The organism is Streptomyces amritsarensis (assembly GCF_001953875.1).
Classification (GTDB): domain Bacteria; phylum Actinomycetota; class Actinomycetes; order Streptomycetales; family Streptomycetaceae; genus Streptomyces; species Streptomyces amritsarensis.
This window is the reverse complement of record NZ_MQUR01000039.1, coordinates 1-13,929: the sequence shown is the minus strand read 5'-3', so window position 1 is coordinate 13,929 and position 13,929 is coordinate 1. Positions and strand designations below refer to the sequence as shown.

The following is a 13,929-nucleotide window of genomic DNA, read 5'->3' as shown; positions in this document are numbered from 1 at the left end:
GGACTCTCCTCGACAGTCGGCGGTCAACGCCACGAGCCTAAGGGGTGGGCCGCTACGCGCCCCATCCGACCAGCGCGTCCGCCGGGTCGTTGACCGGCTGCGGCATGCCGGTGAGGTCCATGACGAACAGCGGTATCCCGAGATCGTCCGCCCGGCTGCGGGCGTCCGCCGTGTACCCGGCGAGCGAGAAGTAGACGCTGGTCGCCGAAGCCGTGAGGCCGTTCAGCCAGACGCACTCCACCGCCCGCAGCCCGGCCGGCGCGGTGGTCGGGTCCACCTGCGCCACCAGCCCCGGTGCCCGCAGATCCACCGCCGCCGAGGGGATGGGGCGCCCGTCGGGCTGCCGTACGTCCTGGAAGCCGAGCCAGCGCAGGTACAGCGCGGCGGTGGCCACCGCGTCCCTGGCCGTACGGATGGTCACCGGCCGGAACGCGGGCCGCGGCACCGCCGCCGGCCGCGACAGCGGTATGTGCGCCGGGTCCGGGCCGGGGCGCGCCGGGCCTTCCGCCGCCATACCGCCGGCGGCCTCGCCGCGCGGGTCCGGCGGGGCCGCCGCGCGGCCCGCCCCCGTACCACCCGCAACCGCGGGGTCCGCCGCCGCGGGGTCCGCGGTGGATCCCGGGCCCGCCGTGGACCTGGGCCCCGCACCCGCTTCCGGCGGATGTACCGGAAGGCGCACCACCGTGCCGCATGATCCGCAGCCCACCTCGGGATGCGGCCACTCGCTCTCCCGCCCGCACGCCGTGCAGCGCACCGTCACCCAGCTGTCCGACCAGGTGCGGTGGGTCAGCAGCAGCGGCGGCGCGGACAGGTCCAGCGGGGGATTGACCGGGCTCCCGCAGGCGCAGGGGAAGACCGGCGCGGTGTAGCCGTTCTCGCGCAGGCACGCCGGGCAGCGCACCGGTACCGCTTCCGCCATGACACCTGGCCCCCTCCGTCGCCGTGCGTGGGTCCATGCTCCACCACCGGCGACCACCGGGGCGAGCATGCGCGCCATTTCCGCCCCGTTCCCGCCGGCGGATCAGTGATTTGTACAAGTCGTCGAGCGAGATGCGGCTTTTGGTGGTTTCCGGGGTCCCTCACCGCCTTGACGCCGAAGAAGACGCCGCTTAGCTTGTTCCGTATAGCAGAACAAAACTTCCGGATTACGGAAAAGCCTGACCGCCAGACCCGCAGGAGAACCTGATGCCTCGTATGACAGCCGCCGCTGCTGCAGTTGAGATCCTCAAGCTCGAGGGTGTCGAACAAGCGTTCGGTGTCCCCGGTGCTGCGATCAACCCCTTCTACCGCGAGCTGAAGAACGTGGGCGGCATCAACCACACGCTCGCCCGCCACGTCGAGGGCGCCTCGCACATGGCGGAGGGGTACACGCGCGCCAAGGCGGGCAACATCGGCGTCTGCATCGGTACATCGGGCCCGGCCGGCACCGACATGATCACCGGCCTGTACTCCGCCATCGCGGACTCCATCCCGATCCTGTGCATCACCGGTCAGGCCCCGGTCTCGAAGCTCCACAAGGAGGACTTCCAGGCCGTCGACATCGCCTCGATCGCCAAGCCGGTCACCAAGGCCGCCACGACGGTCCTGGAGGCCGCGCAGGTCCCCGGCGTCTTCCAGCAGGCGTTCCACCTGATGCGCTCCGGCCGTCCCGGCCCGGTCCTCATCGACCTGCCGATCGACGTCCAGTTGACGGAGATCGAGTTCGACCCGGCGACCTACCAGCCGCTGCCGGTCTACAAGCCGCAGGCCAGCCGCGCCCAGGCCGAGAAGGCCCTGGGCTTCCTGCTGGAGTCCGAGCGTCCGCTGATCGTCGCCGGCGGCGGCATCATCAACGCCGACGCCTCCGACCTGCTGGTCGAGTTCGCCGAGCTGACCAACATCCCGGTCATCTCCACCCTCATGGGCTGGGGCGTCATCCCGGACGACCACGAGCTGGCGGCCGGCATGGTCGGCGTCCAGACCTCGCACCGCTACGGCAACGCGACCTTCCTGGAGTCGGACGTCGTCCTCGGCATCGGCAACCGCTGGGCCAACCGCCACACCGGTTACAACCTGGACGCGTACCTGGGCGACCGCAAGTTCGTCCACGTCGACATCGAGCCCACCCAGATCGGCAAGATCTTCGCCCCGGACTTCGGCATCGCCTCCGACGCCAAGGCCGCGCTGGAGCTCTTCATCGAGGTCGCCAAGGAGCTCAAGGCCGAGGGCAGGCTGCCGGACTTCTCCGCCTGGGCCGCCTCCGCCCAGGAGCGCAAGGCCACCCTGCAGCGCCGCACGCACTTCGACAACATCCCCATGAAGCCGCAGCGCGTCTACGAGGAGATGAACAAGGCGTTCGGCCCCGAGACCCGCTACGTCACCACCATCGGCCTCTCCCAGATCGCCGGCGCGCAGATGCTGCACGTCTACAAGCCGCGCCACTGGATCAACTGCGGCCAGGCCGGCCCGCTGGGCTGGACCATCCCGGCCGCCATCGGTGCCGCCACCGCGGACCCGGAGACCCCGATCGTCGCGCTCTCGGGCGACTACGACTTCCAGTTCATGATCGAGGAGCTGGCGGTCGCCGCCCAGCACAAGGTCCCCTACGTCCACGTCCTCGTGAACAACGCCTACCTCGGCCTGATCCGTCAGGCGCAGGGCGGTCTCGGCATCAACTTCGAGGTCAACCTGGAGTTCGAGAACATCAACACCCCGGAGATCGGCGTCTACGGCGTCGACCACGTCAAGGTCGCCGAGGGCCTGGGCGTCAAGGCCATCCGCGTCACCGACCCGAACGAGCTGGGCGCCGCCTTCGAGCAGGCCAAGAAGCTGGCCCAGGAGTTCCAGGTCCCGGTCGTCGTCGAGGCCATCCTGGAGCGCGTCACCAACATCTCGATGAGCAAGACCGTCGACATGAGCGACGTCACCGAGTTCGAGGAGCTCGCGACCGAGCCCGGTCACGCCCCGACCGCCATCAAGGCCCTGCAGGTCTGACCGCCCCGCACCGCAGAGCGGCCCCCGCCCCTCCACCAGGAGGGACGGGGGCCGCTCGCGTCACGTCACCTCACCCCGCGGTCACGGGTACGGCCGTCAGGGTCACCGGGCCGGCCGCCGCCGTGACGGCGAACTCCACGGCCGTGCGGGGCGCCCGAGGCGCCTCGGAAGACCGGGGCGGCGGCACAGCCGCGTCCCGCACCTCCGTGACGTCGTACGCCGTGGCGAAGGGCGTCCACCGAAGCTCGTCGGACGTCAGGAGGGTGCCGCCGCCCTCCAGGGGGCCGCCGGCGATGTTCTCGGCCACCTCGGCCACCAGGCCCGCGTGGACCACGGCCGGGTCCGGCCGGTAGAGGTACCGGCCCAGGGGCCGCACGGCCGGCTCGGGCAGGCCACGTGCGGTGAGCGAGGCACCGGCGGGCAGCAGCGTGGCCCGGCGCACGATGGCATCGCCCGGCCTTCCCCCCGGGCCCAGGCCGAACCACAGGACCAGCTCCTGGACCTCCCCGTCGTACGAGATCCACTCGGCCTCGTCGGCCCGCCCGAGGTCCGGTACGGCTCCGGGGGCGAGGCCGGGCGGCAGCCTGATCGAGCCGCAGCCGGTCGTGCGCACCTGCTCCAGGGCCCAGGACAACGGCGGTCCGTACGACTCGGGTCGTGGCCCCCGTCCGGCCCCGGAGGCCGCATCATCATCGGCTCGACCAGCACCACACCCATCCCGAGCACGCGGTCCAGCTTGTATTCGGCCACGGCCAGGTGGGAGGACAGCTCGACCATGTCCGGGTGAAGTACATCGTGGAGGCGTACGCCCCGAACTTCGCGGCCGCGAGCCCCCGCAGCCGCACCTGCTCCTCGGCCGGCCGCGCGCCCTCCAGGGCAGCCAGCAGGCTCTGCCCTTCATCCGTCAACAGGGCGCGAAACACGCTGAGGGCCCGGATACGACAAAGCGCCGAGTCACGGGACCGTCCGTGGCTCGGCGCTCTGGTTGTTACCGCCCGACGGTGCGAGGCTGGCGCGACAGGACGTTCGCACCGCCGGGCGGAGTATCGGGGAGGAGGTCTCCGCTCCTCACAGGGGGCTCTGTGCGCAGCCCCTGTGAGAAGAGGAGTGGCTGGGACCGTGGCGGGCGGGCGACGAGAACTCCGGCACCGTCTCCCTCAGGTCAAGAGACGGGCCTCGGAACCCATTACCACCGCACTGGCTCGCACGCCCGCCACGGTCCTCACGCGGCGCCAGCCGCATCGCTGGCGCGGTCTGCCCTCACCGCGTACCACCCCTCATCCGGGTCCACGGGTCGGGCTCAGCACCCGGGGCCTGACCTCCCGTCAGGCCCCCGGTACATCCATGTCGGCTCAGGCGTCGCGCAGGGCGCGCACGGCCTCCTCGACGCGACGGCCGTAGTCGGCGTCCGCGGCGTGGAAGTGAGCCAGGTTCTTCTCGATGACGTCCTCGAGGGTGACCTGGGAGAGGCCCCCGGCGATGTTCGCCACCAGGCGCTGCTTCTCGGCCTCCGACATCAGGCGGTAGAGCTCACCGGCCTGGAAGAAGTCGTCGTCCTTCGTGTGGGCCGGGGCCTCGTGGGTGCCCGTGTAGCCGGAGACGGCCTTCGGGGCGCCCAGCGCCAGACCGGTCTCGGCCGGGCCCTGGTAGGAGTTGGGCTCGTAGTTCTTGTCGTGGCGCGAGCCGTTGCGCAGCGCCATCACGCCGTCGCGGCCGTAGTTGTCGGCCTTCGTCGCCTTCGGGGCGTTGACCGGCAGCTGGGTGTGGTTCACACCGAGGCGGTAGCGCTGGGCGTCGGCGTAGGCGAACAGGCGGCCCTGGAGCATCTTGTCCGGCGAGGCGGTGATGCCCGGGACGAAGTTGTTCGGGGAGAAGGCGGACTGCTCGACCTCGGCGAAGACGTTGTCCGGGTTGCGGTCGAGGACCAGGCGGCCCACGCGCTGCAGCGGGTAGTCGGCGTGCGGCCACACCTTGGTGAGGTCGAACGGGTTGAAGCGGTAGTCCGCGGCCTCGGCGGCCGGCATGATCTGGACGTAGAGGGTCCAGCTCGGGTTCACACCGCGCTCGATCGCCTGGAGCAGGTCGGTCTGGTGCGAGTTGGGGTCCTTGCCGACGAGCTCGGCGGCCTGCTCGCCGGAGAGGCAGCGGATTCCCTGGTTCGTCTTGAAGTGGTACTTGACGAAGAAGGCCTCGCCCTGCTCGTTCGTCCACTGGTAGGTGTGGGAGCCGTAGCCGTTCATGTGGCGGTACGACGCCGGGATGCCGCGGTCACCCATCAGCCAGGTGATCTGGTGCGTGGCCTCGGGGGCGTGCGCCCAGAAGTCCCAGACGTTGTCCGGCTCCTGCTTGCCCGTGAAGGGGTCGCGCTTCTGGGAGTGGATGAAGTCGGGGAACTTGATCGGGTCCTTGATGAAGAACACCGGGGTGTTGTTGCCGACGAGGTCGTAGTTGCCCTCTTCGGTGTAGAACTTCAGGGCGAAACCGCGGGGGTCGCGCACCGCGTCCGCACCGCCGAGGGAGTCGGCGACGGTGGAGAACCGCAGGAAGGTCTCGGTCTTCTTGCCGACCGTGTTCAGGAAGGCGGCGCTGGTGTACGCGGTGACGTCGTCGGTCACCTCGAAGTAGCCGTACGCGGCCGAGCCGCGGGCGTGCACCACACGCTCCGGGATGCGCTCACGGTTGAAGCGGGCGAGCTTCTCCAGGAGCTGCTGGTCCTGGATCAGGAGCGGGCCACCGACGCCGGCGGTGGCGGAGTTCTGATTGTCGGCGACCGGGGCGCCGGACTCGGTCGTCAGCGTGCGCTTCGACATGGTGACCTTCCGTACGGGTAACTGCTGACGGAAAGCGTCTTCCGTCATGCGGAACAGCCTAAATTCGGCGAGAACTAAACGTCAACAGTTTGTTGAACGAAGTTGTGGGGAGAGGTGACCCGGACGGTGCCGGCGCTTGGGCGCGACAGGACAGGTGTCAGCACCGGCACCGTCCGGAGACTCGGTGCCCCCTGGATGAGGGGGCGGTCCGGGCCCCGTGGGGCCCGGCGGGGACCTCAGACCTGGGCGCCGGAGAGGCGCTCGACGGCGCGCAGCAGGGCCGAGTGGTCCAGGCCGCCGTCGCCCTGGGCGCGCAGCGAGGCGACCAGCTGGGCGACGACCGCGCCGACCGGGAGGGCCGCACCGACGTTGCGGGCGGCGTCGGTGACGATGCCCATGTCCTTGTGGTGCAGGTCGATCCGGAAGCCGGGCTTGAAGTCGCGGTTGAGGAAGTTGTCCTTCTTGCGGGTCAGGACCGTGGAGCCGGCCAGACCGCCGTTGAGAACGTCCAGGGCGGCGGTGAGGTTCACGCCCGACTTCTCCAGGAAGACGACGGCCTCGGCGCACGCCTGGATGTTCACCGCGACGATGAGCTGGTTGGCGGCCTTCACCGTCTGGCCGGAGCCGTGCGGGCCGCACAGGACGATGGTCTTGCCGAGGGCCTCGAGGATCGGGAGGGCCGCGTCGAAGTCGGCCTGCTCGCCACCCACCATGATCGACAGGACGGCCTCGATGGCGCCGGCCTCGCCGCCGGACACCGGGGCGTCGATGACGCGGATGCCCTTCTCGGCGGCGTTCTTCGCCAGGTCGATCGAGGTCTGCGGGGTGATCGACGACATGTCGATGATCAGCGCGCCCGGCCTGGCGTTCTCGAGGATGCCCTCGGGGCCGTAGTTGATGGCCTCGACCTGCGGGGAGGCGGGCACCATCGTGATGATCACGTCGGCGTCCTTGACGGCCTCGGCGATCGAGCCGGCCGCGGTGCCGCCGGCGGCGGCCAGGCGCTCCAGCTTGTCCTGTTCGAGGGTGAAGCCGGTGACCGGGTAGCCGGCCTTCAGCAGGTTCTCGGACATGGGGGAGCCCATGATGCCGAGACCGATCCAGGCGATCGACGGGAGCGCGGCGGGGTTGCTCATGATGGGGTCCTTCTCTTGGTGCTGTGTACGAAAAGTGCGTGAGGTGCCTGGCGGATCGCCCGGACTTCGTCCCCCTACGCGGCGGCGCGGGCCTCGGCCGGCAGCCAGGCGAAGGAGGCGGCGGCGTCGGCGGCCTTGTACTCAAGGCCTACGTAGCCCTGGTATCCGGCCTTCTTCAGCTGGTCGAGCAGCTCCTCGAGGGGCAGCTCGCCGGTGCCCGGAGCACCTCGGCCCGGCTTGTCCGCGATCTGGACGTGCCCGGTCTTGGCGGCGTACTTTTCGATGACCTCGCCGAGGTCCTCATCGTTCATCGCCAGGTGGTACAGGTCGAGCAGGAACTTGGCGTTGCCGAGGCCGGTGGCCTCGTTCACCTTGTCCACCACCTCGATGCCGGCCGGGGCGCTCACCAGCGGGTAGAGCGGCGACTCGGGCTTGTTGAGGGTCTCGATCAGGAGGATCGCGCCCACCCGGTCAGCGGCCTGCGCCGCCACGACCAGGTTCTTCAGGGCCAGCTCGTCCTGGACGGCCGGGTCCACGCCTTCGACGCGGTTGCCGTACAGGGCGTTGAGCGCCTTGCAGCCGACCGAGGCGGCGAAGTCCGCGGCCACGTTGATGTTGGCGTTGAAGCGGTCCGACTCCTCACCGGGTACCGAGACCGCGCCGCGGTCCGGGCCCGGCAGTCGGCCGGCGTAGAAGTTCAGGCCCACCAGCTGGGTGCCGGCGTCCTCAAGAGCCCTCTTGAGGGCGTCGAGCTCCTCCTGGGCGGGGGTGGGGGTCTCGATCCAGGGCCACCACAGCTCGACCGCCGTGAAGCCCGCCGCGGCGGCGGCCGCGGGGCGCTCCAGGAGCGGGAGTTCCGTGAAGAGGATCGACAGGTTCACATCGAAGCGCTGGTCCGTGTATCCCATGAGGGGTGTGCGCTCCTTCCGTATTGCGGAAGTTATTTTCTGTCTGATGGAAGATTGCATGGGCTCCCGCGCGGATGTCAAGTGCGGACTGCCGAAAAAACGAGACCGCGCGGTAGCTTGACGGCGTGCGATTGAGAGTGGAGTTCACGACCGAGCCCTTCGACCTCGAAGAGGCCCCCGACCATGCCGTGGCGGCCCGCGAGGTCATCCAGAAGGCCCAGCTGGAGGCGGTGGACGTCGGCCCGTTCGGCAACACCGCGGAGGGCGAGGCCGACCGGGTGCTGTCCGCCGTGGGCGCGCTGCTGCGCGACTCCCTGGAGGCCGGGGCCACGCGTGTCACCCTCCAGGTCAACGTGATCGGCGAGGAGACGCCATGACCGAGCCCCGCGACCACCCGTTCGTCGCGGCGGTCAAGCCGCTCGTGGACGCCATGGGCGGCGAGCTGATGGACCCGGCCCAGGCCACGCCCGACGACGTCGTGCTCACCTGGGAGGGTCGGGAGCTGCTCGCCGTGCGCCTGCCCCAGCTCTCGGACTCGCTGGACCACATCCTGGCCGCGCTGGAGCGCCGGCACGGCGTGCCGTTGTCCCAGCTCGACCGGAAGTCCAAGCAGGACGTCGTGCGGATACTGGAGGCGCGCGGCGCCTTCTCCGTGCGGCACGGCGTGGAAACGGTCGCGGGCGCGCTGGGCGTGAGCCGCTTCACGGTCTACAACTACTTGAACAGGGAAAACCCCAACAAGAACAGCCAAGCGTGAACGACTTCTGACGCACGGTGACGAGCCGCCGCCCGATTCACCCGGGCGGCGGCTTTTGTGTACGGGAAGTTTCAACAAAGTGTTGACGCCGTGTTGTGGAGGGCGTTAGCTATGCGCAGCCCGTCAAAGCAACAACAGGCCACGGAGGCCTACCGTGACTTCGAGTCCGACCCCGGGTCTCACCCGGATCAACACCTTGGACGACAGTGCGGCCGCGGCCGAGCTGCACGAGGTGTGCGCCAGCTCGGCGTGGGGGAGCAAGATGCTCGCCCAGCGCCCCTTCGCCACCGCCGAGTCCCTGTTCGCCGCCAACGAGGCCGCCATGGCGGAGCTCACTGCGGAGGACCTCGCCGAGGCGATGGGCGGCCACGCGCCGATCGGCCGGCCGAAGCCGGGAGACCCGACCTCCGCCCGCGAGCAGCGCGGCATGGCTGGTGCCTCCGAGGAGCTGAAGAACGAGCTCCTCGAACTGAACCTGGCCTACCAGGAGAAGTTCGGCCACGTCTTCCTCATCTGCGCCACCGGTGCGACCGGTGAGTTCATGCGGGACTCGGTCAAGGTACGGATCGACAACTCGCCGGAGCAGGAGCGGGAAATCGCCCGCGGCGAGCTCGTCAAGATCAACCGGATCCGCCTGACCCGCCTCGTAGAAGGAGAGTGAGTCCGACCATGAGCACCGAGACCACCGCGTCGGTGTCCACGCACATCCTGGACACCAGCATCGGCAGGCCCGCCGAGGGCGTCGCCATCTCCCTGTCGGCCCGTACGGGACGGGACGGCGCGTGGGCGGCCCTGGGCGGATCCGCCACCGATGCGGACGGGCGCTGCAAGGACCTGCCGGCGCTGCCGGAGGGCACCACCCACGTACGTCTGGACTTCGAGACCGAGACGTACTTCGCAAAGAAGCAAGCCGAGGCGCAGCAGGACGCCCCCCGCGTAAGGGACAGCGCTACGTTCTTCCCCGAGGTCACCATCACCTTCGCGGTGCACCCGGGCGAGCACTACCACGTACCGCTGCTGCTCAACCCGTTCGGCTACTCCGTTTACCGAGGGAGCTAGCATGGCCACGATTCTGGGCCAGAACCAGTACGGCAAAGCAGAGAACCGCGTCGTCAAGATCACGCGGGACGGCGACACCCACCACATCAAGGACCTGAACGTCTCGGTCGCCCTCTCCGGCGACATGGACGACGTCCACTACTCCGGCTCGAACGCCAACGTCCTGCCGACGGACACCACCAAGAACACGGTGTACGCCTTCGCCAAGGAATACGGCATCGAGTCCGCCGAGCAGTTCGGCATCCACCTGGCGCGCTGGTTCGTGAACAGCCAGGAGCCGATCCAGCGTGCGCGCATCCGGATCGAGGAGTACGCCTGGGACCGGATCGCCACGTCCGACGCCAACTCCAAGTTCATCGGCGCCGACGAGGTCAAGCACTCCTTCGTCCGCCAGGGCCAGGAGACCCGCGTCACCCAGATCACCTACGACGGCCAGAACTGGGAGGTCATCTCCGGCCTCAAGGACCTGGTCGTCATGAACTCCACGAACTCCGAGTTCTGGGGTTACGTGAAGGACAAGTACACGACCCTGCAGGAGGCGTACGACCGCATCCTGGCCACCCAGGTGTCGAGCCGCTGGCGCTTCAACTGGTCGGACGACGAGCAGCGGATGCCCAACTGGGAGAAGTCCTACGCCGAGACCCGCAAGCACATGCTGCAGGCCTTCGCGGAGACCTACTCCCTCTCGCTGCAGCAGACCCTCTACCAGATGGGTTCGCGCATCATCAACCACCGGTCGGAGATCGACGAGGTCCGCTTCTCGCTCCCGAACAAGCACCACTTCCTCGTCGACCTCGAGCCCTTCGGCCTGAAGAACGACAACGAGGTGTACTTCGCCGCGGACCGTCCGTACGGTCTCATCGAGGCCACGATCCTGCGGGACGGCGCCGACGCGCGCATCCCGGTGGACATGACCAACCTCTAAGAGCGCGGCACGCGCGTCCCGGGGCTCTCCGCAGTGGCCCCGGGACCGCGCGACACGAACCCCACTTCCTGAATCGGCACCCGGACGCACCCCGTGGGGCGGCAGTACTGTCAGCTGCCAAGGCCCCGGCTCCGGCACTCAAATCCCCTGGGTCCTGCCGTGCCCGCACCGCCACTGAAAGCACGAGGAAGTCCCATGGCAGCATCGGCAGCCCCTGACAGCGCCGTCCAGCGCATCGTCATCGAGAACTGTGCGATCGCGACCGTCGACGCCCATGACACCGAGTACGCCTCGGGCCACATCGTCGTCGCGGGCAACAGGATCGAGTTCATCGGTGCGGGCAAGGCCCCCGAGAACCTCGAGAACGTGGTCCGCCGGATCGACGGCACCGGGCACCTCGTGACCCCCGGTCTGGTCAACACGCACCACCACTTCTACCAGTGGATCACGCGTGGCCTGGCCACCGACCACAACCTCTTCAACTGGCTCGTCGCGCTGTACCCGACGTGGGCGCGCATCGACGAGCAGATGACGTACACGGCCGCGCAGGGCTCCCTGGCCGCGATGGCCAAGGGCGGTGTCACCACCGCGATGGACCACCACTACGTCTTCCCCAAGGGCTCCGGCGACCTGTCCGGCTCGATCATCCGCGCCGCCTCCGAGATGGGTGTCCGCTTCACCCTCGCCCGCGGCTCCATGGACCGCAGCGAGAAGGACGGCGGCCTGCCGCCGGACCACGCCGTGGAGACCCTCGAAGGCGCGCTGGCCGACACCGAGGCGACCGTCAAGAAGTTCCACGACGCGTCCTTCGACTCGATGACCCAGGTCGCTGTCGCCCCCTGCTCCCCCTTCTCCGTCTCCACCGAGCTGCTCAAGCAGGGCGCCGAGCTGGCCCGCCGCCTCGGCGTGCGCATGCACACGCACGGCAGCGAGACGGTCGAGGAGGAGAAGTTCTGCCACGAGCTCTTCGGCATGGGCCCGACCGACTACTTCGAGTCGACCGGCTGGCTCGGCGAGGACGTGTGGATGGCGCACAGCGTCCACATGAACGACTCCGACATCGCCGCCTTCGCCCGTACGAAGACCGGTGTCGCGCACTGCCCGTCCTCCAACGCCCGTCTGGCCGCCGGCATCGCCCGCGTCCCGGACATGCTCGCCGCCGGCGTCCCGGTCGGCCTCGGCGTGGACGGCACCGCCTCCAACGAGTCCGGTGAGCTGCACACCGAGCTGCGCAACGCGCTGCTGATCAACCGCCTGAACCCGGTCCACCGCGAGCGAGCGCTGGGCGCCCGCCAGGCCCTGCGCCTGGGCACCTACGGCGGCGCGCAGGTCCTCGGACGTGCCGACAACATCGGTTCGCTGGAGGTCGGCAAGTGCGCCGACCTGGTCCTGTGGAACCTCAGCACCTTCCTGCACTCCTCGATCGCCGACCCGGTGACCGCCCTGGTCTTCGGTGCGGCCGCCCCGGTGACGGCCTCGTTCGTCAACGGCAAGCAGATCGTCGAGAACAACCGGCTGCTCTTCGCCGACGAGGACGCCATCGCGGTGTCCACGCGGGAAGAGGCCCAGCGCCTCGCGCGGATCGCGCAGGCCTGATCCCCCGGAGTCCGGCCGGGGGGGACGGCCCCCGGCCGGCCGCCGCGGACCCGAGCGGGGTCCGTCGGCAGCCGTTCCCGGGAGGCGCCCGAGGAGATCCGAAGGCGTCCCCGGGAGCGGTGACTCGTGCCACCACCGCCATGGCGCATCGCGGACGCGACGATCGGGCGAATCGTTTCTGCACCCCTGGCGGCAAGAAGTGGCTCCACCGGCTCCACCCACAACTTCACCAGCGCGCTCGACTCGCACACCTTTCGCACCACCTCCATGACACCCACGTCCCTGCCGACGTGTTACCCGACCGGAGGAAGCCGTGGCCCAACCGCCCAGGTTTCGCAAAGACGCAGTCGCAGTACCGGAGGAGAAGCACCCGGTCGACGAGACCCTCCCTCCGCTGAAAATGTTCACGAGCGGCCTGCAGCACGTGGCCGCGATGTACGCGGGTGTCGTGGCCCCGCCCATGATCGTGGGCCCCGCGGTCGGCCTCTCCGCCACCGAGACCGCCTTTCTGATGGGCGCCTCGCTCTTCACCGCCGGGCTCGCCACCCTCCTGCAGACCCTCGGTTTCTGGAAGGTCGGCGCCAAACTCCCCTTCGTCAACGGCGTCTCCTTCGCCGGCGTGACCCCGATGATCGCGATAGGGAAGGGGGAGGGCGCGGACGCCCTCCCCGTGATCTTCGGCGCGATCATCGTCGCCGGGGCCCTCGGCTTCCTCGCCGCCCCCTACTTCGGCAAGCTCGTCCGCTTCTTCCCGCCCGTCGTCACGGGCACCGTCATCACCCTGATCGGCGTCTCGCTCCTGCCCGTGGCCTTCAACTGGTCGCAGGGCGGCAACCCCGCCGCCGCCGACCACGGCTCGATGAAGAACATCGCCATGGCCGCCGTCACCCTGGTGATCGTCCTGCTCCTGCGCAAGTTCCTGCGCGGCTTCCTCCAGCAGATCTCCATCCTGCTCGGCCTGGTCGCGGGCACCCTGGTCGCCCTTCCGCTGGGGATGACCAGCTTCGACGCCGTCAAGAACGCCTCGGTGGTCGGCTTCCCCACCCCGTTCCACTTCGGCGCGCCGCAGTTCCAGGTCGCCGCCATCGTCTCGATGTGCATCGTCATGCTCGTCTGCATGACCGAGTCCACCGCCGACATCCTCGCCCTCGGCAAGATCGTCGGACGGCCCGCGGACGAGAAGGCCATCGCGGGAGGCCTGCGCGCCGACACCCTCGGCAGCGCCGTCAGCCCGCTCTTCAACGGGTTCATGTGCAGCGCCTTCGCCCAGAACATCGGCCTGGTCGCCATGACCAAGGTGCGCAGCCGCTTCGTCGTCGCCGCGGGCGGCGGCATCCTGGTCCTGCTGGGCCTGTGTCCGATGGCGGCCTCCGTCATCGCAGTGGTCCCGCTGCCCGTCCTCGGCGGCGCCGGCATCGTCCTGTTCGGTTCGGTGGCCGCCAGCGGCATCCAGACCCTGGCCGGCGCGGCCATGGAGAAGGGCGAGAACGCCCTGATCGTCGCCGCGTCCGTCGGCATCGGCCTGATCCCGATCGCCGCGCCGGACTTCTACCACGCCTTCCCGAAGGACCTGCTGGTCGTCCTCGACTCCGGCATCAGCACCGGCTGCGTGGTGGCCATCGTGCTGAACCTGGCCTTCAACCACCTCGGCGCCAGGAAGGGCGCGGCCTCGGGGGCCGCACCCGAACCGGTGCCGGTCCACTGACGGGCCGAGCAGGAGCGCGGCGGTGCGCCCGCCACCCACTGCGGGTGTGGCGGGCGCACC

At 69.5% G+C, this 13,929-nt stretch carries 13 protein-coding genes; 8 read left to right on the top strand and 5 right to left on the bottom strand.

Annotated elements, in window-relative coordinates:
- Positions 1 to 52: 52 nt before the first annotated feature.
- Positions 53 to 919 carry a hypothetical protein gene (locus AVW11_RS17900; RefSeq protein WP_076044682.1) on the bottom strand — a complete coding sequence of 289 codons (867 nt, stop codon included), beginning with the start codon at positions 917 to 919 and terminating at the stop codon, positions 53 to 55.
- Between the two features lie 275 nt (positions 920 to 1,194).
- Here AVW11_RS17900 and gcl point away from each other — a divergent pair, with 275 nt between their 5' ends.
- Positions 1,195 to 2,973 carry a glyoxylate carboligase gene (gene gcl / locus AVW11_RS17895; protein ID WP_030852025.1) on the top strand — a complete coding sequence of 593 codons (1,779 nt, stop codon included), beginning with the start codon at positions 1,195 to 1,197 and terminating at the stop codon, positions 2,971 to 2,973.
- Positions 2,974 to 3,043: 70 nt separating this feature from the next.
- Here gcl and AVW11_RS17890 read toward each other — a convergent pair whose 3' ends face one another.
- The 4 genes from AVW11_RS17890 to AVW11_RS17875 form a co-directional block, all read right to left on the bottom strand.
- Positions 3,044 to 3,607: a hypothetical protein gene (locus AVW11_RS17890; protein ID WP_076044680.1), complete on the bottom strand. Its 564-nt coding sequence runs from the start codon at positions 3,605 to 3,607 to the stop codon at positions 3,044 to 3,046.
- Between the two features lie 718 nt (positions 3,608 to 4,325).
- Entirely contained in the window at positions 4,326 to 5,783 is a 1,458-nt protein-coding gene (locus AVW11_RS17885) for a catalase (protein WP_030852031.1), read from the bottom strand.
- Positions 5,784 to 6,019: 236 nt separating this feature from the next.
- Positions 6,020 to 6,919, bottom strand: a complete 900-nt coding sequence (locus AVW11_RS17880) for a 2-hydroxy-3-oxopropionate reductase (RefSeq protein ID WP_060177671.1) — start codon at positions 6,917 to 6,919, stop codon at positions 6,020 to 6,022.
- Between the two features lie 74 nt (positions 6,920 to 6,993).
- Positions 6,994 to 7,827 carry a TIM barrel protein gene (locus tag AVW11_RS17875; RefSeq protein WP_076044678.1) on the bottom strand — a complete coding sequence of 278 codons (834 nt, stop codon included), beginning with the start codon at positions 7,825 to 7,827 and terminating at the stop codon, positions 6,994 to 6,996.
- 125 nt (positions 7,828 to 7,952) lie between these two features.
- Between AVW11_RS17875 and AVW11_RS17870 the strand changes: the two genes are divergently transcribed.
- From AVW11_RS17870 to AVW11_RS17840, 7 genes are all read left to right on the top strand, one after another.
- Positions 7,953 to 8,204: a thiamine-binding protein gene (locus AVW11_RS17870; RefSeq protein WP_076044676.1), complete on the top strand. Its 252-nt coding sequence runs from the start codon at positions 7,953 to 7,955 to the stop codon at positions 8,202 to 8,204.
- Positions 8,201 to 8,584, top strand: a complete 384-nt coding sequence (locus AVW11_RS17865) for a helix-turn-helix domain-containing protein (protein ID WP_060177672.1) — start codon at positions 8,201 to 8,203, stop codon at positions 8,582 to 8,584. Before AVW11_RS17870 ends, AVW11_RS17865 begins: the two co-directional genes overlap by 4 nt.
- Before the next feature lie 154 nt (positions 8,585 to 8,738).
- Positions 8,739 to 9,245 (top strand): 2-oxo-4-hydroxy-4-carboxy-5-ureidoimidazoline decarboxylase, encoded by a 507-nt coding sequence (gene uraD / locus AVW11_RS17860; RefSeq protein ID WP_060177673.1) that lies wholly within the window; start codon positions 8,739 to 8,741, stop codon positions 9,243 to 9,245.
- An 8-nt stretch (positions 9,246 to 9,253) separates the two neighbouring features.
- A complete protein-coding gene (uraH, locus tag AVW11_RS17855; protein ID WP_030852044.1) occupies positions 9,254 to 9,643 on the top strand; it encodes a hydroxyisourate hydrolase in 390 nt (129 codons plus the stop codon).
- 1 nt (position 9,644) lies between these two features.
- Positions 9,645 to 10,568 carry a factor-independent urate hydroxylase gene (pucL, locus tag AVW11_RS17850; RefSeq protein ID WP_030852046.1) on the top strand — a complete coding sequence of 308 codons (924 nt, stop codon included), beginning with the start codon at positions 9,645 to 9,647 and terminating at the stop codon, positions 10,566 to 10,568.
- A 195-nt stretch (positions 10,569 to 10,763) separates the two neighbouring features.
- Complete coding sequence (locus AVW11_RS17845; RefSeq protein ID WP_060177674.1) at positions 10,764 to 12,164, top strand: 8-oxoguanine deaminase; 1,401 nt, start codon at positions 10,764 to 10,766, stop codon at positions 12,162 to 12,164.
- A gap of 313 nt (positions 12,165 to 12,477) precedes the next feature.
- Positions 12,478 to 13,869 carry a nucleobase:cation symporter-2 family protein gene (locus AVW11_RS17840; RefSeq protein WP_076044674.1) on the top strand — a complete coding sequence of 464 codons (1,392 nt, stop codon included), beginning with the start codon at positions 12,478 to 12,480 and terminating at the stop codon, positions 13,867 to 13,869.
- The last annotated feature ends 60 nt before the right edge of the window (positions 13,870 to 13,929 follow it).